The organism is Halococcus saccharolyticus DSM 5350 (assembly GCF_000336915.1).
Classification (GTDB): domain Archaea; phylum Halobacteriota; class Halobacteria; order Halobacteriales; family Halococcaceae; genus Halococcus; species Halococcus saccharolyticus.
In genome coordinates, this window is record NZ_AOMD01000021.1 from 250,157 (window position 1) to 271,987 (window position 21,831).

Here is a 21,831-nt window from a genome sequence, read left to right on the forward strand (position 1 = left end):
TGTGTCTATGAGTACCGAATCACAGGACAAAACGTGGGCCATCGACGGCGTGCCGTCGGCCCGCGACATCGACGAGATCGACCTCAACGAGTTCGAGACCGGGCCGATAGCGAAGTTCGTCGTCGCGTTCGCCGTCGGCGCGGTCTTCTTCCTCGTCCCGGTGCCGTGGCAGGGCGAGATCACCGTCCCGTTCGACATCGTCGTCAGCACGATCACCACCTCGTTCCCGGACGCCGTCGGGGTGTACGCACTGGCAATCATCGTTGCTGGCGGCGTATTGACGACTGCCGCCGAACTCGACGCTCGGGAAACTGTCTCACTCGACGCCGATCTGTCGTACTTCGAGAGTTCGGTCGCGTTCTGGGCACTCCGGGTGCTCGGTGCGGTGCTCGCGCCGGTGATGTTCTTCAAACTCGGACCCGAATGGCTCCATACCCCGGCGACGGGCGGGTTCATGTGGGGGACGTTGATCTACAGCGTCGGCGTCATCATCCCGATCGGCGCGATTTTCATCACGATCTTCGTCGAACTCGGCGGGCTGGAGTTCGTCGGCACGCTCGCGAGGCCGGTGATGAACCCGCTGTTCAAACTTCCTGGAAGAGCGGCCCTCGACAGCCTCGCGTCGTGGGTCGGGTCGTACTCGGTGGGCCTCTACGTCACCCGGAACGTCTTCGATCGCGGTGGCTACAACAAGCGTGAGGTGTTCATCATTGCGACCTGCTTCTCGACGGTCAGCATCGGGTTCGTCGGCGTGGTCGCCGCCACGGTCGACATGCTCGCGCTGTTCCCGGTCATCTTCCTCGCGTACTTCGTGTGTGTCGTGATCTGTGCCGCGATCCTCGTCCGGGTGCCGCCGATCAGCACCGTTCCGGAGGAGTACGTCGCCGAACCCGATCCCGAAATCCCGTTCGTCGGCTCCCCACGGGAGTACCTCCGGTTCGCGCTGAGCGAGGCGGTCGGGAAGGCGAAGGAGGGCGAGACGTTCGCCGGGGCGGCGTGGCGTGGGTTCGTCGACGGGCTGAAACTCACGAGCCTGATCCTCGGGACGATCCTCGCGGTCGGTCTCGCGGCGGTGCTCCTCTCGGCGTACACCCCGACGTTCGATATCCTCGGTGCGCCGCTCGTGCCCGTGATCGAGCTGCTCGGGCTGCCGAGCGCCGAGACGGTCGCGCCGGCGACCATCGTGGGGATCACCGAGATGTACGTTCCGGTCCTACTGGTGGAGGAGGCCGCGCCGATGGCGCGGTTTTTCATCGCCGTGCTCGCGGTCTCCCAGCTCATCTTCTTCTCCAGCGTCGGCCCGATGACGATGGACATGTTCAGCGATGTTCCGGTGCGATTTCGCGATCTCGTGATACTGTTCGTCATGCGCACGGTCATCCTCGTGCCGCTGATCGCCGGGATGACCCACCTCGTCGCCGCACTCGGGCTGCTCTAAGCCCGAACGTACTCGATCAGCGCTGCGACCAGCTTGTTCTCCGCCCGCCGGAGGTGTTCCTCGGCGGTCCGCCGCTCGACCCCGACCGCGTCGGCGATCTCGGTGGTCGTGGTCTCGCGGGGAATCTCGTAGTACCCCCGATCGTAGGCGACCCCGAACGTCTCTCGCTGGCGCGCCGAGAGATCGGGGAGGACGCCATCGAGCGTGAGCAGCGGCGCGTCGTGAGCGACCGTCTCGATCTCGCGCTTTTGCTCGACCGAGACGGAAAACCCGTCATCGATGAGATCGCGGTAGCACGCCGTGAGGTTGGCCGGATCGAGCGCGAGCACTCGACAGGATTTCGCGCCGCCGGTGTAGCGCAGCGGCGGCAGGAGGAGGCAGTCGTGGCGGGCGAGGTACGACTCGATCAGGTCGCCCTTGCGTCGTTTGAGACATTCGGCGGTGACGACCACCAGCTCGTCCGGCCGCCGGAGGAGGTCTTGGACGCCGACGCGCTCGCGGACGTGTGCGAGGATCTCGTCGGTCGCGTCGTCCGTGACATAGAGGAGATCACAGTGGTCGTTACACCACAGCTCGACTGCGGCGTCGGTGCCGGCGGTCGCGACGGCGTAGGCCCCGTCGCCCTCGATCCGAAAGGTGGCTTCGTACATACGCTGGAGAACGAACCCTCACTAATAAAAGACACTCCACGTGGAGCACCAACGGTATCGTGAGTCGTTCGCATAGATGGAGGGGATGAGCGAACAGGAATCCGCCGCGACCGAGTCCGGCATCGGCGAGCCGTCCGAGCAGTGGCGCGAGTACCAGGGCGCACCGACGGGCACTGAGATCGAGTGCAAGGGGTGGCGACAGGAGGCCGCCCTCCGGATGCTCAACAACAACCTCGATCCCGAGGTCGCCGAAAAACCCGAGGACCTCGTGGTGTATGGTGGGACCGGCAGAGCGGCCCGAAGCTGGGACGCCTACGACGCCATTCTCGCCGAGCTACGTGACCTCGACGACGAAGAAACCCTGCTCGTCCAGTCGGGCAAGCCCGTCGGCCGCTTCGCAACTCACGAGCGAGCGCCCCGGGTGCTGATCGCGAACTCGAATCTCGTGGGGAAGTGGGACGACTGGGAGCATTTCCACGAGCTCGAAGCCGAGGGCAAGATCATGTACGGCCAGATGACCGCCGGCTCGTGGGCGTACATCGGCACCCAGGGCATCATCCAAGGAACCTACGAGACGCTCGCTGAACTCGGTCGGCAGGAATACGACAGCAACCTCGAAGGAAAAATCGTGGCCACCGGGGGTCTCGGCGGGATGAGCGGTGCACAGCCCCTCGCAGTCACGATGAACCGCGGCGTCTGTATCGCCGCCGAGGTCGATGCGCGCCGGATCGAACGCCGACTCGATACGGACTACCTGATGGAACGCGCTGACAGTCTCGACGAGGCGCTCGACAACGCTGAGGAAGCGGCCGAAGCCGGCGAACCGTACAGCGTCGCCGTCGAGATGAACGTCGCAGACATGCTCGAAGCGATGCTGGAGCGCGGGTTCGTCCCCGACGTCGTGACCGACCAAACCAGCGCCCACGACGAATTGGGGGGGTACTACCCCAGCGGCTACTCCGTCGCGGAGGCCGACGAACTTCGAGAATCGGACCCCGAGCGCTACCGCGAGGAGAGCCTCGACACGATGGAGCGTCATGTCGACGCCATCCTCGAACTTCAAGAGCGCGGCGCGGTTGCCTTCGAGTACGGCAACAACCTCCGTGGCCAAGTCGAGGATCACCGCGGGCGCGAGGACGCTTTTGATTTCCCCGGGTTCGTTCCTGCCTACATCCGGCCGATGTTCTGTCGCGGCCGCGGCCCGTTCCGGTGGGCGGCGCTGTCCGGCGATCCAGCCGACATCCACCGCACCGACGAGGCGGTGACCGAACGATTCCCTGACAACGAATCGCTCAACCGCTGGATCGAACTCGCTCAGGAACAAGTATCTTTCCAGGGACTTCCTTCACGAGTCTGCTGGCTTGGGTACGAAAACGACGAAAATGGATTGACCGAGCGCGCGCGCTTCGCGCTCCGGATCAACGAACTCGTCGCCGACGGCGAAATCAGCGCACCGATCGTCGTCACCCGCGATCACCTCGACGCCGGCAGCGTCGCCAGCCCACACCGCGAGACCGAGGCCATGCGGGACGGCACCGACGCGGTCGCGGACTGGCCGATCCTGAACGCCCTCCTGAACTGCGCCGCGGGCGCGGACATCGTGAGCGTTCACGACGGCGGCGGCGTCGGTATCGGCAACGCGCTCCATGCCAACAACCACGTCGTGCTCGACGGCTCCGATCTGGCTGCGGAGAAGGCTCGCCGCGTGTTCACGACCGATCCGGGGATGGGCGTGATCCGCCACGCCGACGCGGGCTACGACGAGGCCATCGACGAGGCCGACCAGTCGGACGTGGCGGTGCCGATGCGGGACCGACGATGAGCCTGCACGAACCGCCGGCGTGGTCGGGGTCGTCGTCGGATCCGAACGACGAGCAGTTCGGTGACGTCGTCGAACCCGCGACGCTCGATCGTGCCGGCGAGTTCGACGCCGTCCTCGTCGGCGAGCCGTACGATGATGCGGTGATCGGCCGGCGCGGCGCGCGCGAAGGACCGGCGGCGCTCCGCGACGCACTCGCCGGCGTCAAAACCCATCACTTCGATGCGGGTCCCGTCGAATCGATCGGCGATCTCGGCAACGTCGTGATTCCGGATGGCGATGTCAGCGCGGTCCAAGAGACCGTCCGCGAGACCACCCGCGACGTTCACGCTCAGGACGCGCTTCCGGTCTTTCTCGGCGGCGACAACTCGCTCACGTACCCGAACGCTGCGCCGCTGCTCTCGGAATCGGCCGGGATCGTCAATTTCGATGCGCATCTCGACTGCCGTGAGGTACAGGAAAAACCGACCAGCGGGACGCCGTACCGACAACTCCACGAGGACGGTCTCGACGCCTACGCCTGCGTCGGGGCGCGCCACTTCGAAACCTCGACCGCGTACGCCGAGTACGTCGACGAACAGAACGGGGCGATCGTTACGAGCGAAGCTGTCGGCGACGATCCCGCTGGAGCGGTCGACCGTGCGCTCGACGCGATGGCTGGCGTCGAGACGGTCTACGTCAGCGTGGACCTCGACGTGCTCGACGCCACGGCTGCGCCGGGCGTGAGCGCGTCCACACCCGGTGGGATCACGACGCGGGAACTCTTCGAGGCCCTCCGCCGTGTCGCAGCCGACGACCGGGTGGCGGGATTCGAAGTCGTCGAATGTGCGCCGTCGCTCGACACCGAGGGGCGGACTGCCGCCGCGGGCGCACGAGCCGTCGCCCACTTTCTGACGGGGTACACGGAGGAACACGATGACTGAACTCACGACACTAATCCACGACGCGAGCGAGATCGTCGTCGGACCCGGCGAAGACGACACGCTCGAACAGCACGAAAACGCCGCTCTCGCCGTCGTCGACGGTCGTGTGGCCGCGGTCGGTCCGACCGACGAGATCACCGAGGAGTACCCGCCCGAGAACGCCACTCACGCGATCGACGCCGATGGACGAAGCGTGATCCCGGGGTTCGTAGATTCACACACCCACGGCCTGTTCGCGGGCGATCGCTCCGACGAGTTCGCGGCGAAGCTCCGCGGGAAGACGTACCAGGAGATTCTGGCCGAGGGCGGTGGAATCCTTCGAACCGTGCGCGCCGTCCGGGAGGCGAGCAGCGAGCAACTCCTCTCGAACCTGCTCGGTCATCTCGATACGATGCTCGCTCACGGCACGACCACCGTGGAGGTCAAGTCCGGCTACGGGCTCGATACCGAAACCGAGCTCCGGATGCTCGACGTCATCCGACAGGCCGACGACACGCACCCAGTCGACGTGGTCCCCTCGTTCATGGGTGCCCACGCCGTTCCCGAGGGAACCGACGCCGAGGCGTACACCGAGCGAGTCATCGACGACCAGCTTCCCGCAGTCGCCGATCAGGGGATCGCCGAGTTCTGCGACGTGTTCTGCGAGGAGGACGTCTTTTCGGTCGAGCAGTCCCGCAGCATTCTCGAAGCCGGAATTGAGTACGGACTCACGCCGAAAGTCCACGCCGAGGAGTTCGTCCGGCTCGGCGGCGCACAGCTCGCGGCCGATCTCGGTGCGGCGAGCGCCGACCATCTGCTTCACGCGAACGACGACGATCGTGCGGCGCTCGCCGAGGCGGGTGTCACGCCCGTCCTTCTCCCCGGAACGGCCTTCTCACTCGGCGCGGAGTACGCCGACGCGCGGGCGTTTCTCGACGAAGGAGGGTCGATCGCGGTGGCGACCGATTTCAACCCGAACTGCCACTCCCAGAGCATGGGTTTCGCGATCGCGCTCGCCTGTATCGGGATGGGGATGACGCCCGCCGAAGCGCTGCTGGCCGGGACACAGGGCGGCGCACGCGCGCTCGACCGTGCTGGCGAGAGTGGTTCGCTTCGCGAGGGAATGGCTGCCGACGTGGCCATCATCGACGCCCCATCGCACGTTCACGTGCCGTACAACTTCGGTGTGAACACCGTCGAAACGGTGCTCAAGGACGGCGAGCTAGTATCGGGGACGGAAGAAAGCCATGAGTGAGCGCGAACCAGTCGTCCTTGATGGGACGTCGCTCACTCCCGAGGACGTGGCGCGGGTCGCTCGTGACGACGCCCGGGTGACGATCGCCGAGTCCGCACGCGAAGCCGTGCGGGGATCTCGAGAGCGCGTCGAGAAGGTTCTCGACGGCGACGAGGCGGTCTACGGCTTGAACACCGGTTTCGGCCAGCTCGTGACCGAACGCATCCCCGAAGGCGAGCGCGAACGCCTCCAGACCAACCTCGTCCGGAGTCACGCTTCGGGTGTGGGATCAGAGCTCGACCGCGAGGCGGTCCGTGCGATGATGCTCACGAGGATCAACGCCTTGGTGAAGGGGTACTCGGGGATCCGCGAGATCGTCGTCGATCACCTCGTGACGATGTTGAACGAAGACGTCCATCCGGTCGTCCGGTCGCGGGGCAGTCTCGGCGCGAGCGGCGATCTCGCGCCGCTCGCCCACCAGGCACTCGTTCTGTTGGGCGAAGGCACCGCCGAAGTGGATGGCGAAGAACTCGACGGCGAGGCGGCACTCGCACGGGCGGGCCTCGAACCGCTCTCGCTCGCCGCGAAGGAGGGACTCGCTCTCATCAACGGCACACAGCTGTCCGTCGGGCTGGCTGCACTCTGTGTCGTCGACGCCGAGCGCGCCGTCCGCGGGGCTGACATTGCGGGCGCACTCACGACCGAGGTTTCGATGGGGACGACCGCCTCGTGCGCTCCGGCGATTCAGGACGTTCGCCCCCACGACGGCCAGGCGACGAGCGCACGGAACATCCGCAAACTCACCGCCGATTCGGAAATCGTCGAGTCCCACCGCAACTGCGATCGGGTTCAGGACGCCTACTCGCTACGCTGTCTCCCGCAGGTCCACGGCGCAGTGCGTGATGCGATCGTCCATCTCCGTGAGGCCGTCGAGACCGAATTAAATAGCGCGACCGACAACCCGCTCGTCTTTTCGGGCGCTGACGTCGACGATCGCGCCAGTGGAACGGCGTCGGTCGGCGTGCTCTCCGGCGGCAATTTTCATGGGGAGCCGCTCGCGCTCCGACTCGATTATCTCGTGAACGCGCTCACGGAGCTCGCTGCGATCGCCGAGCGCCGCACCGATCGGCTGCTCAATCCCAACCTTCAGGAAGAACACCTCCCGCCGTTTCTCACGCCCGAAAGCGGCGTGCGCTCGGGCTACATGATCGCCCAGTACAGCGCCGCCACGCTCGTGAACCAGAGTCGATCGCTCGGGTCGCCTGCGACCGACAACACGCCCGTGAGCGGTGGCCAGGAGGACCACGTGAGTATGAGCGCCGAAAGCACACACCACGCCCGGACCGCCGTCGAGAACGCGCTGACGACCGTTGGGATCGAACTCCTCTGTGGCGCACAGGCGATGGAGTTCGTCGACGACGATCTCGATCCTGGAACGGGGACTGGCGCAGCCTACGATGCGATCCGCGAACACGTGCCGCCGCTCGACGACGATCGGCCACTCCACACCGAGATCGAAATCGCGACGGAGCTGGTGGCTACAGGACGGCTCGACGACGCTATCGAGTGCGCCCTCGACGATTCGATCGAGTAGGCGTCGTCGCTTCGTCACGGTGATTCGGCGTCGTGCCGAACTCCCTCCATCTAAGTCTCTGCTCGAACTTACGTACTATGCGAGGTACGTTTAAGTGACTAACGACAGTACCGACGAACCACCGACGATGAACGACGAAGAGACACCGTCTTCCATAGCGCCGAAACCCGACGAGGGAACGGGGGAAGTTCTCCAAAATGTCGTCGCGGAATTCGACTGTACGTCAGGCACGCTCCACCGAACGGACGAAGACGGATTACAGCTCGTTGCTTCCGTCGGTATTCCGGACTCCGTTCTTCCGCGGATCGAGACGATTCCGGTCGGCAAAGGAATGGCTGGATTGGCGGCCGAGCGAATGGAACCAGTCGATATCTGTAATCTCCAGACGGACGACTCCGGCGTCGCCGAAGACGGCGCACGCGCGACGGGGATGGAGGGGTCACTTGCTGCCCCGATCATCGGAGAGGACGGCACGCTCGAAGGAACGATCGGGGTTGGCAAGCCGGAACAGTACGAGTTTACCGCCGAAGAACGTGATAAGCTGATGAGGATCGGCAAGCAGATCATCTCCCATGACAGCACAGAATAACCCGCCACTCGGTGAGGAACTCCGAGATCGCCGCCAGACCCGTGGCCTCCACCAGATGGAAGTCGCAGCCAATCTCGAAACAACGACGGCCGTGGTCGCGGCGTGGGAGGACGGCGACCGGGTCCCGAGCGACGAGCACGCGGCCGCGCTCGTAGAGCTGTTCGGCGAGAGTGAGCAATCCGGATCGTCGACCGAACCGCGAACGAGTGACGGCTAGTCGCATTCCTCTTTCGGACGGGGCGAGAGCAATCTAGACCAACACACAGGCCACCCGAAGGAGCGTCTGATTACACGATGAGAACTATCGAGTTTTCGGTCCGAAGCGGAGCGTAACTGCGCTCGTGGCGTTCCGCGGAGCGGGCACGCCTCGCAACGTTTGTAACCCGACGGGCGGTGGGTGCGGTATGTCCCTCCTCTCGATCTTTGCGAGCGCCATTCTTCCGATCGTCACGATCGCGGCGGTCGGTTTCGTGCTCGGCCGCGTCCGGTCCATCGCGGTCGACCCGCTCAACACCGTGACGATCTACGTGCTGGCTCCGGCGCTCGTCTTTCACAGCATCGCGACCACCGACATCGGTGGCGAGACGCTCGTGAAACTCGTCGTGGGTGTCGTCGGATTCATTCTCGTCATGGCGATGGCCGCGGAGATCGTCGGGCGCGCACTCGGCGAGGACGAACCAATTCGGAGCGCGCTCGTCCTCGTGAGCTCCTTTTCGAACTGCGGGAACTTCGGCATCCCACTTTCGGCGTTCGCGTTTGGGGTGGTCGGCCGCGCGACTGCCGTGGTCTATCTCGTCGGCCAGAGCGTCGTGGTCTACACCGTGGGAGTCTATCTCGCCTCTCGCTCCGGGGGCGACGGCGGATTCGGCTCGGTCAAGCGGGTGTTCGAACTCCCCCTCGTCTACGCGGTCGTGCTCGCGGCGCTCGTGCGCTGGCTTGGGGTCGTCCCTCCCGCTGACGGTACAACGATGGAAACCCTGAAACTCGTCGGCGATGCGGCGATCCCACTGATGTTGTTGCTCGTCGGCATCCAGCTCGCTAACACGAATTACGGCACTGCGGTCGCGCGCGTTGGCACCGCGAACGCGCTCAAACTCGTGATCGCACCGGTCGTCGGATTCGCGATCGCGGCCCTGCTCGGCTTCGAGAACACGACGGTCGCACGGGTGTTCGTGCTCGAATGCGCCGCGCCCGCGGCGATCACGCCGCTCATCCTCGTGATCGAGATGGGCAGCGACCGTTCCGTGGGCGGCGTCACCGCCCCCGAGTACGTCAGCGCCGCCGTCCTGACCACGACGCTCGCGAGCGTTCCCGTCCTTACCGGCGTGATCGCCGTGCTCGAAACCGATCTCGTCGGTTCGTTCCTCTGAGTCTCCTCCACCGTTCAGAAGAAGCCATCGCGACAGTCACGAACGACAGCCCGCACCGCGGTCAACCACGAACCTGATCGGTGCAAGCCTTGGGGGCCATCCCAGTGTTTAACATTATCTACCGCCGAAAATACGTATGGCTGCCGAGGAGGCTTCCGATACAGCCGACTTTTCGACATCGGTCGACGCGCTGGGGCACGATCACGCTGACGTCGCCGAGTACCGTGCGCTCGCCGCCGATCTGCGCGAGGCGGTGCGCGGCGAAGTGGCGTTCGACGAGTACTCTCAGGTGCTCTACGCCACCGACGGCAGCATCTATCAAGCACGGCCCGCGGGCGTGGTCCGTCCGCGCGACATCGAGGACGTGCGGGCGGCGGTCCGGATCGCCGCCGAGCACGATGTCCCCGTACTCCCGCGCGGTGCAGGGTCATCGCTCGCCGGCCAGACCGTCGGCCCGGGCTGTGTGGTGCTCGATTGCAGCCGTCACATGGACTCGATCCTTGACGTCGATCCCGAAGGACGGACCGCGACCGTCCAACCGGGCGTCGTTCAGGATCACCTCGACGCCCACCTCGACGAGTGGGGACTCAAGTTCGCGCCCGATCCCGCTTCCTCGAACCGTGCGACGATCGGCGGCGGGATCGGGAACAACAGTACAGGCGCGCACTCGGTCCGGTACGGCATCACCGACGCCTACACCGAGGAACTCCGAGTGGTGCTCGCCGACGGCTCGCTGATCCACACCCGCGAGGTCGTCCTCGACAGTCCGGAGTGGGAGGCCCTCGTCAGCAAGGACGACCGCGAGGCCGCACTCTACCGCACGGTTCGTGAACTCGTTGAGAACAACCGAGAAAAGATCGCAGAGCGCTATCCGAGCCTGAAGCGCTCGGTGTCGGGCTACAACCTCCACAAGGTCGTGTACGAAAACGACGACGGAGAGGAGGTCATCAATCTCTCGAAGCTGTTCGTCGGCGCGGAGGGGACCCTCGGCGTCGTGGTCGAGGCGACGCTCGGCCTCGTCACGAAACCCGACTCGACCGCGCTCACGCTCTACTGTTTTGCCGATCTCGTCGACGCGATGGCCGCCGTCCCCGAAGCGCTCGACTTCGACGTGAGCGCGGTCGAGCTGATGGACGACGAGGTGTTCCGGCTCGCAGGTGACTCCACCGAGTTTTCCCAGTACGTCGATCCGATTCCCGAGGGCACGGCAGCGGCGCTGATGCTGGAGTTCGACGCCGAACTGTGCGACGACTTCGAGGCCGCCATCGAGGGAACGAACGCCCACTTCGTGGAACAGGGTGCGGCGTTCGACGTGCTGGAAGCGTACTCGGCCGAGGATCAATCGAAGCTCTGGAAACTCCGGAAGGCCGCGATCCCGCTGCTGATGAGTCTGGAAGGCGATCCCAAACCCTACCCGTTCATCGAGGACGCCACCGTTCCGCCGGCGGAACTCGCGGAGTACGTCGTCGAGTTCGAGGCAATCCTCGACGACCACGACACCTCGGCGGCGTACTTCGCCCACGCCGGGTCGGGGACGCTCCACATCCGGCCGATCCTGAATCTCAAAGAAGGCGAGGGTATCGAGGCGATGCACTCGATCTCCGAGGACGTCACCTCGCTCGTCATGGAGCACGACGGAGCCTTCTCGGGCGAACACGGCGACGGCCTCGCGCGCACCGAATTCAACCCGAAGATGTACGGCCAAGACCTCTGGGGGGCGTTTCAGGAGTTGAAACTCGCCGCCGATCCGGATCGACTGATGAACCCCGGAACGGTCGTCTACTGGAACGAAGACGACGAGAGCGCGCCGGCGGACGGACGCGGCGTCGGCGCGGACATGCGCGAGAACCTCCGATACGGTGCGGAGTATTCGTCGCTCGAACCGCAGACGACGATGGCGTTCGACGAGAGCGCAAGCGACGAGGTCGGGAGCGACGGGAGTGGGGACGGCGAGGGGTTCTCACACCTCGTCGAGCTCTGCAACGGCTGTGGGACCTGCCGCCAGACCGACAGCGAGACGATGTGTCCGACCTATCGCGCTTCGCGCGAGGAGATTCAGACCACCAGGGGCCGGGCGAACCTCCTCCGGGCGGCGATTTCGGGAGAGCTTCCCCAGGAAGAGCTCTACTCCGAGCGATTCCAAGAGGAGGTGCTCGATCTCTGTGTCGGCTGCAAGGGGTGTGCGAGCGACTGTCCGACCGGCGTCGACATGGCCAAGCTCAAAACCGAGGTCAAACACCAGTACCACGAGCGCGAAGGGATCGGCCGCCGCGAGCGCCTGTTCGCGAACGTCGACCGACTCGCGGCGCTCGGGAGTCGGTTCGCGCCGCTCTCGAACTGGCTCCCGAAACTGCCGGGGGCACGGGCTGCGATGGAGAAGACGGTGGGAATCGCCCGTGAGCGCGAACTTCCACACTTCGCGAGGGAGTCACTCGAGGAATGGTTCGAAGCGCGTGGCGGTGCGGCGATCTCGCCCGACGAGGCCGAGGCGAAGGTGGCGCTCTTTCCCGATACGTACACCAACTACAGCCATCCTCGGCCGGGGAAGGCGGCGGTCCTCGTGTTGGAGGCCGCCGGCGTCCACGTTACGATCCCCGACGACGTCGCGCCGAGCGGACGGCCCGCCTACTCGAAGGGTCTGCTCGACGTCGCCAGCGATCGCGCGCGGACGAACGTCGAAGCGCTCGACCCGCTCGTCCGGGACGACTGGGCGGTCGCGTTCGTCGAACCCTCCGACGCGGTGATGTTCCAGGACGAGTATCTCGATCTGCTCCCCGACAGCGCGGCGGCGACGCGTGTTTCCGAGAGCGCATATGGCGTGCTCGAATACCTCGATCGGTTCCGACTCGACGACCGGGTCGATTTCACCGCACCCGACACGTCGCTCACCTACCACGGCCATTGCAACCAGAAGGCGCTCGCGAAGGACCACCATGCGGTTGGCGTCCTGCGACGAGCAGGCTACGACGTCGATCCGCTGGAGTCGGGCTGCTGTGGAATGGCCGGCTCCTTTGGCTATGAGGCCGAACACTACGAACTCTCACAGACGATCGGGAACATCCTCTTCGATCAGGTCGACGCGAGCGACGGCGATCGAGTGGTCGCACCTGGCACCTCCTGTCGTACTCAGATCGGCGACCGATCCGACGAATCGCGACCACGTCACCCGATCGAGGCAGCCGCGGTAGCTCTCGTTCGCTGACAGGACCTCGGAACCCCGATGCTGCTCGGTCGCTCTGACAGCAGGCAGGAGGGTCCGTGATCCCGAGACTCACCGCCGCGCGTTCGAGTCCTCGTTACCGAGCGCTTGCTTCAGGAACGACATCCAGCGCTTTCGGTCGGCGGCCTCGTTCGCGTCGGCCTCACGCTCGATGTCGGTGGTCCCGAGATCAGAGAGTGCGTTCAGCGCGCGATCGATGCCGACGATGCTCTCAACCAGCCGCTCGCCCTCTTCGCGCGGGATGTCGGCGTCTTCGAGGCGCTGCTTGCGCTGGAGGCGCTCGCGCCGGAGGTTCTTCTTCGCCTGCTCGACGCGCTCGCGCTCGTTCGCCGGCACTGACTCACGTGATCGTGTTTCGAAAACGAACTCCCGAAGCGCGAGCCGGTCACCCTGGATGTCGATCGTTTCGGGGATCGACGCGCCAACGGTCGCGCCCTCGCGTTCGACTCGCGCGAGGAGCTGTTTTCGCTCGTACGGCTTCACGCTGGACACTCGGTGTTGCCGGGCTTTCACTCCGTCGGGTGCGTTTGACCGGCGGCAGCACTCGAACGCGCCGCGACCGTTCGGCAGTCCCGTTTCGCTCTTCGGAACCCAACCGATTTTAGCCGGCGTCACTAACCCACAGTAAATGGCGACGTGCGACCAGTGTGGTCGGAGCGAGAACATGCCGTATCACTGCCGACACTGCGGTGGCACCTACTGCGGCGAGCACCGCCTCCCCGAGAATCACGGCTGTTCGGGGCTCGACGACTGGAACGATCCATCGGGGATCTTCGACAGCGGCTTCGACGACAGCGTCGACAACCCCGGCAGCCAGACGTCGTCGGAGCGGTTGTCCGGCGTCCTCGATACCGGCGTCGGCGGACCGCTCGGGTTCTTCCGTGGGAACATGACGTTCGTGTTCCTCGGACTGATGTTCATCACGTTCGGGTTGCAGTTCATCTTGTTCCCGTTGTTCGGGATTCCGATCAATTCTCAGCTCTGGAACGCGGCGTTCGTCATCTCACCGATCCATCCGGAGTACGTCTGGACGTGGGTCACGTCGATCTTCGCCCACGGTGGGCTCTGGCATCTCCTCGTCAACGCCATCGTGATCTACTTCTTCGGCCAACTGGTCGAGGAGTACGTCGGCTCGCGGGATTTCGCCCTGCTCTTCATCGGGAGCGGTGTGCTCGCTGGCCTCGCCCAGATGGGGGTCGGGATCGTGCAGAACGACCCCACGGGTGCGCTCGGCGCGAGCGGCGCGGCCCTCGCCATCCTCGGTGTACTCACGGTGTTGAACCCCGATCTCCGGGTCTATCTCTACTTCTTCATTCCCGTCCCGATCTGGCTGCTCACCGTGGGGTACGCCGCGGTCTCGGTCTCGGGGGCACTCGGCGTCCCGATCCTCCCCGGCGTCGCCAACGTCGCTCACCTCGCTGGGCTCGTCATCGGGCTCGTCTACGGTCAGCACGTCAAGGGTCGGGTGAACGCACGGAACCGCCTCCAGTTCGGCGGCGGCCGCGGCGGTGGCGGGATGGGTGGCCGCGGGCGCGGCCCGTTCTGACGCATGGAGCCCGCTCGCCCCGCGTTCGTTCCCGATCCGTCGGCCTCGCGTGAGACGATGGAAACGCTTCAGCGCGAGATCGCTGCCACCGCGACCTTTTCCGACGATTTCGGATTCGATCCGGCAGCAGTGTCGACCGCCGACACACACACCCTCGATGCGATCACTGACGATCGAACGGCCACGAGCCCGTCGCATGACGACCAACCGATCGTCGTCGGCGTCGATCAGGCCTTCCTCGACGATCGGGCGGTCGGAGCGATCGTCGCCTTCCGTGGTGGGGAGGTGATCGAACGCGCCCACGCCGTCGTCGATCTCGAATTTCCGTACGTGCCCGGCCTCCTCTCCTTCCGGGAGGCCGGCGCGATCCTCGCGGCGTTCGAGCGTCTCGATGTCGAGCCAGATCTCGCGGTGTTCGACGGCAGTGGTCGGATTCACTACCGCGAGGCCGGTCTTGCGACTCACATGGGCGTCACGCTCGATCTGCCGGCTGTCGGGGTCGCCAAAGGATTGCTCTGTGGCGCGCCCCAGCGATCGCTCGACGATCTTTCTGAAGGAACCCGCGTCGCCATCACGGCCGACGACAGCGTCGAGACAGCGGACGACACCGACACCGTCATCGGCTACGCGCTCCAGACCCGCCAGTACGACTCCGGAAACCGATACATCAACCCAGTGTACGTGAGTGCAGGCCACCGTGTCGGCAGCGAAACGGCTGCTGATCTCGTCGAACGGCTCTGTAATGGGTACAAGCTCCCCGAACCGACGCGACTCGCCGACAGCTATGCCGACGAGGTGAAGCGCGATCACGACGACTGACGTTTCGATCGCCGTGCTGTGACGCACGATCGTGGCGACGAACGGCGGAAGTTAACTACCCGGCCCGAGAGTGCGGAGATATGACCGCGAAGACCGCGCTGATCACCGGCTGTTCGTCGGGTATCGGTCGCGCAACTGCGGAAGCCTTCCGCGACGAGGAGTGGACGGTGTACGCGACCGCCCGCGACGAGGACGATCTGTCGGCGCTCGACGACGCCAGTTGTGAGACCGCAGCGCTCGATGTCACCGACGACCAGGCGGTAACGGCCGTCGTCGAGCGAGTTATCGACGACACTGGTCGCATCGACTGCCTCGTGAACAACGCTGGCTACGGGCAGTTCGGCCCGATCGAAGACGTGCCGATCGGCCTCGTCCACGACCAGTTCGACGCCAACGTCTACGGTCCACACCGACTGACTCGCGCCATCCTGCCGCACATGCGCGATCGCGGTACGGGAACCATCGTGAACGTCTCCAGCACCGCCGGCCGGTTTGCCACGCCCGCCAAGGGCGTCTACGCGGGCTCGAAGTTCGCGCTCGAAGCTATGACCGACGCGCTCCGCACGGAGGTCGCGGACTACGGGATCGACGTCGCGGTCGTCGCACCGGGTCCAGTGAACACCGACTTCGAGGACCGCGCCGAGGACGAACTCGCCGGCCTCGAACGGTCGGGCGCGTACGAGACGTTCTACGATCTCCTTGACGATTCGCGCACCGTCGTCGAGGGCGGCGTCGGCACCGTCTCGCCCGTCGAGGTCGCTGAGGCCATCGTCGATGCGGCAGTCTCGCCGAACCCACCCGCGCGCTACCCCGTCGGGCCGCTCGCGAGTCTCGCCGAGTACGCCCGTTTCCTCCCCGCCGGTGTCCGGAACCGGCTCTACAGCCTCGCCCGTCGCGTGGTGTGATTCCGGGAACGATCGAGCAGCGCTCGTTCGCGGTTCGATTACCGACACCACCGCTCCGTACAGCCCACATACCTCCCCAACCGATTCGTTTGTTCCGCTCGCTTTGCTCACTCCACTCACTCATCCCTCGCACGGAAGTTGCGCGCCGATAAACGGCGTTTGCCCACGGGCGGCGCGAGGCGGCTTCGCCGCCTCGAATGCGCGGCGCGTAGCGCCGCGCATGGCCCGTTCGCACGGCCAGCGGGACGGCGAGCCGTCCCGCTCGGCGCAGCCGCGCGCCACAGCATCTCAAAACTCGATCGGCACAGTCACTCGAAAAAGTCGGCCAGCCGTCGGGCCGCATCCACGACATCGGGTGTGACGAGCGCAAACCGGAACCAGTCGGCGCGGGTCTCGCCGAACGTCTCGCCCGGCATCCCGGCCACGCCGGCCTCGTCGATCAGCCGCTCGGCGTTCGCCATCGTGCCTGGGAATCCCGAAAATCGTGCCATCACGTAGAACGCGCCGTCTGGAGTGGAGTACTCCGCTCCAGCGTCGTCGAGCGCGTCGGTGAACGTCGCGACCCGCTCTTCGAGCCGGTCGCGATTCGCGGCGTAGTACTCGCGATCGGTCGAACGCAGCGCTTTGAGGACGGCGTACTGAGCCGGCCGACTGCCGGTGACGTTCGCGAGCATGTGTCGCGTGCGCGCCGCGTCCCGCAGCGCCGGCGGGAAGATCCCGTAGCCTACCCGAAACCCCGTGATCGCCATCGACTTCGAGAAGGAGTTCGTCACGACTCGGTGGGCGGAGTCGACACCGAGCGCGCTCGCGAACTTGCCCGAGTAATCGAAGTGGTCGTACACCTCGTCGCTCACGAGCACCGCACCGCAGTCTTCGGCGATCCCGACGAGCTCGGCCATCGTGTCCTCGGGGTAGACCGCGCCGGTCGGGTTGTTCGGCGTGTTGACGACGATCGCAGCAGTGTCCGAGCCGGCGCGCTCGCGGACCGCAGCGGGGTCGAGCCGGCCGTCGTCGGCGACCGGGACGTACCGCGGCGTGCCGCCGAGAAGCTTCGTCTTCCCGGGGTAGTAGGGGTAGACCGGATCAGTGAGCAGGACCTCTCGGCCCGCTTCGCGATCGAGCGCCGCCGCGAGTGCGAGGTGGTTCGCCTCGCCTGCGCCGTTCGTGACGACCACCGATTCGGGATCGACGTTCCGCCGGGCAGCGATCTCTTCGCGGAGTTCGGTCAACCCCTCGCTCGGTGGGTACTGGTAGTCCACCCCGCCGAGGTCGGCGTACTCGTGGAGCCCTTCGGTGATCCCGGCGGGTGCGTCCCAGTCGGGATTGCCGCTCACCATGTCGATCACGTCGCGATCGGCGGCCGCCGCGTACTGCATCACCCGGAAGAACTGCGGCGTCTCGTAGTCCATACCGTCGGTGTGGCCCGGCTCGTACTCGGTCTTTCGCCTCGGAGTGTCGGCTAGATGGGTTTGAATACACACCCGTAGTATCAACACTAGTACTGATTCATCGGAGACAAATCACGACGCAAATGAGAAACCGCAAGCCACACCCTCCCCAACCGATTCCTTCGCTCGGGCTTCGCCCTCACTCAGTCATCCCTCGCACGAGTCGCGCGTTTTCGACGCGCTCCCGCGCGCCACCACTTCTTCAGGGTACCTGACCACCGGCTTCTTACTCGATGGCCGCCATTGCTCGTGCATGACACGGGACCCGGACGAACCACCGATCGAGGAACGACTCGGCACCGCACTCCGGGAAACCGACGCGACGATCGCGGTCGCCGAATCCTGCACGGGCGGTCTCGTCGGCTCGCTGCTCACCGACGTACCGGGGTCGAGCGACTACTTCGACCGCTCGGTCGTGACGTACTCCTCGCGGGCCAAGCGCTCGCTGCTCGCCGTTCCGCGCGAGGAACTCGACGCCCACGGTGCAGTCAGCGCGCCGGTCGCCCGCGCGATGGCCCGCGGCGTGCGCGATACCGCCGACACGACGTGGGGCGTCGCCACGACTGGGATCGCCGGCCCCGACGGCGGCACCGACGAGAAACCCGTCGGCACGGTCCACATCGGGGTCGCCTATGCAGGCGAGTGGGAGAGCGGCGATTCGGCCGCAGCCACCGAACATCACGTCTTCGAGGGATCGCGCCGCGAGGTCAAGCGGAAAATCGCCCGGCGCGCGCTGACGGCAGTGCTCGAACGACTTGACGAGCGGCGGAACCGCCGCTCGAACGACACGGCTTAACCGCTGCCGGTCGTCGCGGCGCACGATGAACGGGATGAGTTGTTGGCGACGATGAGTAGGGAGGCGTCCGGACGATGAACAAGAAGGGGCACGTCATCAACGCGCTCGTCCTGAGCGTCGGACTCGCGTATCTCACTCACCCCACGGGCGACGCCACTACCGCGCGCGCGGTCGTCGGGTTCGCGGTCCCGGTGGTGCTCGGGGCGCTCGTCCCCGACGTCGACACCGCGTTCGGGAGCCACCGGAAGACGTTCCACAACCTCCCGACGCTCGGACTCTTCGTCGCGTATCCTCTCTACTTCGACAATCTCGAACTGGTGTGGATCGGCGTGGCGACCCACTACGTACTCGATCTGCTCGGGACGAAGCGGGGACTCGCGCTGCTGTACCCGCTCGACAGCACCGAGTTCGATCTCCCCGTGGGAGTCCGGGTGGAGAGTCGGTACGCGACCCTCGTGGTCCTCCTCATCACGGGCGTCGAGATCGCCGTCGCCGCGGTGCTCGCAGCCGACACTCCCCGACAGCTTCTCACCGACGGCCTGCGCGCGGCCGGCCTGTTCTGACGGCGGTTCGCCAATCCCTCGACGGCGCACCGACCGGCGATCGCCCGGGATGGAACAGAACAGGTATGGGCCACGCGCCAGTCGTCCCGACAGAGTGATGGGTTCATCGAAACACGCTGTGGTCGTCGCCTGCCTCGTCCTCGCGGCGTCGGTCGTGGGTGTCACCGGCGTTGCACCCGTCGGCACCGCGAACGCCCAGTCCGGGGGCGGCCCGATCCCGATCGATTCCTGCCGGACGATCGCCGACGACGGCAGCTACGTTCTCACTGAAAACGTCACGAACAGCTCAGCCGACACCTGCATCCAGATCCTGTCGAGCGACGTCGTCTTCGATGGCGGTGGTCACACGATCGACGCCGGGCCGAACGCGACCCCGAACGCCACCAACGGCTCGAACGGAACGGCAAGCGTCGGCGTCCGAGTCAACAACTCGCTCACGACGACCGCGAACGTCACCGTCCGCAACGTGACGACGACCGACTGGACGTCCGGGGTCGCTTATCGTGACGTGAACGGCGGGTCCATCCAGGACGTCAACGCGAGCGCGAACGCCCGCAACGGGATCCAGCTCGTGGGATCGGACGACACACGACTCGAAAGCGTCACCGCGGTCAACAACAGCCGATGGAGCCTCTACACCGCGGGCAACGCCACGAACACCCGAGCGACGAACCTCACGACCCGCTCGGCGACGGTCTCGTTCACCGCGAGCGACGTCGCGCTCACGGGTGTTTCCAACCCGCCGCTCGGCACGGAAAACCGGACGAATGTCGGGCAGTTCGTCGGAGCGGTTGCCACCGCGCCGAACGCCTCGCTCGAGCTCACCGTTCCGTACACCGACGAGACCGTTACCAACGCGAACATCACTGAGCGATCGATCCGACTGTGGACCTACGACGGCACCTGGCAGCAGGTTCCCGGCGTGAACTACGTCAACCTCACCAGCAATCGCGTCGTGGCGACCGTCCCATCTCCGGAGAACGCGTCGGTCCTCGCGCCGCTGGGCAAGACAGCGACCCCGACGCCGACACCAACGCCGACGGCGACCGCGACGCCGACGCCAACAGCAACAGAGACGGCGATCACCACAGCGACCCCGACGACGGGTGACAGTGGTGAATCGGGCGGAACGACCGCAGCGAACGGGACCGCCAACGAATCCGGCGGCAACAGCGGTGCGTTCGGCCCTGGATTCGGAACGATCGCCGCCATCGCCGCTCTCTTCGGAGCCGCCGTCCTCGCGCTTCGCCGCCGCTGAAACGGATCGTTTCGCTGGCCACATCACCGACGGGTCCCGACGATCAGTAAACGGACAGTTCGTCGAACCGACCGTCGTAGTGCTCGTGGTGCGGATGGGTCGCCGTTCGGCCGGGGAGGACGAGCCGATCGAACTTCCCCCACGAGTTCTCGTAGCCGAGATGGGCGAACTCCGCCGCCCGCCTGGCGCGGTGAATCGCGCCGCGTCGCCGCTGGACCCAGCGTGGCGCGTCTTCCGTAAACGCCGCCACGAGGTCGGCCTCGGTCTCGATCGACTCGTCGAACGCCGTCCAGACCTCGCCGATGGTCCCGCGGCGATGAGCGTACGATGAACCGAAGGCGGAGAGGCCGAACCGATCGGCGATCTCGCGTGCCCGGCGGGCGTGGTGCGGCCAGTATTTCGCGTTGTCGACCTCGACGGCGTCGATGGTTGCACGGTGTCGACCGATGGCGGCCGCGTCGAAGCCCACGTTCAAGAACTCGGGATGGGGAACCAACACCGCCGCGTTCTGGCGACGGAGTTCAGCCATCGTTCCATCCAGCGTGAGGAAGTCGGGCACCGGATCGGAAAGGCCGATCGCGAGCACGTGCTGGCGATCACGCCACGATCCGGTGAACAGTTCGCGTCCCGGCACCACCAGCAGATCGTCGTCGGAGAACGCGCGGGCTCTGGCCCGAATCTCGGGTAGACGGGTAAAATGCGGCGCGTACACCACGGCATCGAGGCCGTAGCGCTTGGCCCGGCGGACCACTCGCTGATCGAGGACTTTGACGTGGACGTCGATGCGGGACTCGCTCACGGCTGACCTACAGTACCGATTCTCGCAGACGGCGGTTAACTCGTTCGACCTGTGGTCGTGAGCCACCCGGACCATCGCCGATCAACCACATCCATGAACTCTCGCGAGACAGTTCCGAAAGCGGACAACGGGTCAGCCTACGTGGTTACGCCGGCGAAGCGAGTGGAAAAATTAGAAGAACGTGCTAGCGTTCTTCGGAGTTCACTCACAGTAGCTTCGCTGCCGTTCGGGTGCTAGATAGCGAGGAGCGCTTCGCTACGCTCAGCGCTCCTCGCTATCTAGCACCCGAATCTGGTCGCCACGGACGGTGACGGGGATCGGCACCGTCGCCTCGTAAAGTTCGACCGTCACCTGATCCTTGCCCTCGTCGATGCGCTGGACCTGAGCCTTCTCGCCCTTGAACGGGCCGGCGATGAGCTCGACGATGTCGCTCTCGGCGATCCCCTCGACATCGGGTTTCGGCGAGAGGAAGTGTTCGACCTCCGCGATCGAGGACTCGCCCGGCACGAGATTTCTGGCGTGGGGGATCTCGTCGAGCACGCGTTCGAGGATCGCGTGGTCGTCGGCCTCGACCATCACGTAGCTCGTGAGCGAGTCGGGCGCGAGCGCGGCGTGGATGTCGTTTTCCTCGCGGTTCATGATCATGTCCGCCACCGTACGCTCCTGGCTCGCGGTGGTCTTCACGGCGTACACGCTCATCTCAGAGCCCTCCCGGCACGAACCCCATCACGAAGGCGATCAAGAATCCGAGGATGCCCACAAGGACGATCCCCGCACCCGCGATGAGTGCGATCTGTGAGAACTCCTCCCAGTCGGGCGTACTGGCGAGCTTCAACACTCGCGTATAGCTCGAAAGGTCGTATTTGATGTCCATGTTGGCG

The 21,831-nt window shown here is 65.6% G+C and carries 21 protein-coding genes; 15 read left to right on the plus strand and 6 right to left on the minus strand.

Annotation, left to right across the window (positions count from 1 at the left end; genetic code table 11):
- Positions 1-7 precede the first annotated feature (7 nt).
- Entirely contained in the window at positions 8-1,438 is a 1,431-nt protein-coding gene (locus tag C449_RS09460) for a YjiH family protein (RefSeq protein WP_006077776.1), read from the plus strand.
- On the opposite strand, the gene C449_RS09465 is transcribed toward C449_RS09460, so the two are convergent.
- Complete coding sequence (locus C449_RS09465; protein WP_006077777.1) at positions 1,435-2,088, minus strand: helix-turn-helix domain-containing protein; 654 nt, start codon at positions 2,086-2,088, stop codon at positions 1,435-1,437. The genes C449_RS09460 and C449_RS09465 overlap by 4 nt on opposite strands.
- 85 nt (positions 2,089-2,173) lie before the next feature.
- Here C449_RS09465 and hutU point away from each other — a divergent pair, with 85 nt between their 5' ends.
- From hutU to C449_RS09505, 8 genes are all read left to right on the plus strand, one after another.
- Complete coding sequence (hutU, locus tag C449_RS09470) at positions 2,174-3,910, plus strand: urocanate hydratase (RefSeq protein WP_049914047.1); 1,737 nt, start codon at positions 2,174-2,176, stop codon at positions 3,908-3,910.
- Entirely contained in the window at positions 3,907-4,830 is a 924-nt protein-coding gene (gene hutG, locus C449_RS09475) for a formimidoylglutamase (RefSeq protein ID WP_006077779.1), read from the plus strand. The genes hutU and hutG overlap by 4 nt, the downstream gene beginning before the upstream one ends.
- Positions 4,823-6,064 carry an imidazolonepropionase gene (hutI, locus tag C449_RS09480; RefSeq protein WP_006077780.1) on the plus strand — a complete coding sequence of 414 codons (1,242 nt, stop codon included), beginning with the start codon at positions 4,823-4,825 and terminating at the stop codon, positions 6,062-6,064. The genes hutG and hutI overlap by 8 nt, the downstream gene beginning before the upstream one ends.
- Entirely contained in the window at positions 6,057-7,637 is a 1,581-nt protein-coding gene (gene hutH, locus C449_RS09485; RefSeq protein ID WP_006077781.1) for a histidine ammonia-lyase, read from the plus strand. The genes hutI and hutH overlap by 8 nt, the downstream gene beginning before the upstream one ends.
- A 127-nt stretch (positions 7,638-7,764) precedes the next feature.
- Entirely contained in the window at positions 7,765-8,226 is a 462-nt protein-coding gene (locus C449_RS09490; RefSeq protein WP_006077782.1) for a GAF domain-containing protein, read from the plus strand.
- Positions 8,210-8,443 carry a helix-turn-helix domain-containing protein gene (locus tag C449_RS09495; RefSeq protein ID WP_006077783.1) on the plus strand — a complete coding sequence of 78 codons (234 nt, stop codon included), beginning with the start codon at positions 8,210-8,212 and terminating at the stop codon, positions 8,441-8,443. The genes C449_RS09490 and C449_RS09495 overlap by 17 nt, the downstream gene beginning before the upstream one ends.
- A gap of 187 nt (positions 8,444-8,630) precedes the next feature.
- Positions 8,631-9,596 (plus strand): AEC family transporter, encoded by a 966-nt coding sequence (locus C449_RS09500; RefSeq protein WP_006077784.1) that lies wholly within the window; start codon positions 8,631-8,633, stop codon positions 9,594-9,596.
- Positions 9,597-9,732: 136 nt separating this feature from the next.
- A complete protein-coding gene (locus tag C449_RS09505; protein ID WP_006077785.1) occupies positions 9,733-12,798 on the plus strand; it encodes an FAD-binding and (Fe-S)-binding domain-containing protein in 3,066 nt (1,021 codons plus the stop codon).
- Positions 12,799-12,867: 69 nt separating this feature from the next.
- Here C449_RS09505 and C449_RS09510 read toward each other — a convergent pair whose 3' ends face one another.
- Positions 12,868-13,299, minus strand: coding sequence for a DUF5788 family protein (locus C449_RS09510; RefSeq protein ID WP_049914003.1), 432 nt, complete (start codon positions 13,297-13,299; stop codon positions 12,868-12,870).
- Positions 13,300-13,444: 145 nt separating this feature from the next.
- Between C449_RS09510 and C449_RS09515 the strand changes: the two genes are divergently transcribed.
- From C449_RS09515 to C449_RS09525, 3 genes are all read left to right on the plus strand, one after another.
- Entirely contained in the window at positions 13,445-14,362 is a 918-nt protein-coding gene (locus C449_RS09515; protein WP_006077787.1) for a rhomboid family intramembrane serine protease, read from the plus strand.
- A gap of 3 nt (positions 14,363-14,365) precedes the next feature.
- On the plus strand, positions 14,366-15,181 hold the full coding sequence (locus tag C449_RS09520) for an endonuclease V (RefSeq protein WP_006077788.1): 816 nt from the start codon (positions 14,366-14,368) through the stop codon (positions 15,179-15,181).
- Positions 15,182-15,261: 80 nt separating this feature from the next.
- Positions 15,262-16,086: an SDR family oxidoreductase gene (locus C449_RS09525; protein ID WP_006077789.1), complete on the plus strand. Its 825-nt coding sequence runs from the start codon at positions 15,262-15,264 to the stop codon at positions 16,084-16,086.
- A 308-nt stretch (positions 16,087-16,394) separates the two neighbouring features.
- Here the strand turns inward: C449_RS09525 and C449_RS09530 are convergent, their stop codons facing one another.
- The gene (locus C449_RS09530) at positions 16,395-17,495 is read right to left on the minus strand and encodes a pyridoxal phosphate-dependent aminotransferase (RefSeq protein WP_006077790.1); all 1,101 of its coding nucleotides are present in this window, start codon (positions 17,493-17,495) and stop codon (positions 16,395-16,397) included.
- 292 nt (positions 17,496-17,787) lie between these two features.
- Here C449_RS09530 and C449_RS09535 point away from each other — a divergent pair, with 292 nt between their 5' ends.
- The 3 genes from C449_RS09535 (at position 17,788) to C449_RS09545 (ending at position 20,151) form a co-directional block, all read left to right on the plus strand.
- Positions 17,788-18,330 carry a CinA family protein gene (locus C449_RS09535; RefSeq protein WP_006077791.1) on the plus strand — a complete coding sequence of 181 codons (543 nt, stop codon included), beginning with the start codon at positions 17,788-17,790 and terminating at the stop codon, positions 18,328-18,330.
- 74 nt (positions 18,331-18,404) lie between these two features.
- A complete protein-coding gene (locus C449_RS09540) occupies positions 18,405-18,893 on the plus strand; it encodes a metal-dependent hydrolase (RefSeq protein ID WP_006077792.1) in 489 nt (162 codons plus the stop codon).
- A 97-nt stretch (positions 18,894-18,990) separates the two neighbouring features.
- Complete coding sequence (locus C449_RS09545) at positions 18,991-20,151, plus strand: PGF-CTERM sorting domain-containing protein (protein ID WP_241430101.1); 1,161 nt, start codon at positions 18,991-18,993, stop codon at positions 20,149-20,151.
- A gap of 43 nt (positions 20,152-20,194) precedes the next feature.
- On the opposite strand, the gene C449_RS09550 is transcribed toward C449_RS09545, so the two are convergent.
- The 3 genes from C449_RS09550 to C449_RS09560 form a co-directional block, all read right to left on the minus strand.
- Positions 20,195-20,950: a PHP-associated domain-containing protein gene (locus C449_RS09550; RefSeq protein WP_006077794.1), complete on the minus strand. Its 756-nt coding sequence runs from the start codon at positions 20,948-20,950 to the stop codon at positions 20,195-20,197.
- Positions 20,951-21,211: 261 nt separating this feature from the next.
- The gene (locus tag C449_RS09555) at positions 21,212-21,649 is read right to left on the minus strand and encodes a transcription elongation factor Spt5 (protein ID WP_005042118.1); all 438 of its coding nucleotides are present in this window, start codon (positions 21,647-21,649) and stop codon (positions 21,212-21,214) included.
- 1 nt (position 21,650) lies between these two features.
- Positions 21,651-21,824 (minus strand): protein translocase SEC61 complex subunit gamma, encoded by a 174-nt coding sequence (locus C449_RS09560; protein ID WP_006077795.1) that lies wholly within the window; start codon positions 21,822-21,824, stop codon positions 21,651-21,653.
- Positions 21,825-21,831 lie beyond the last annotated feature (7 nt).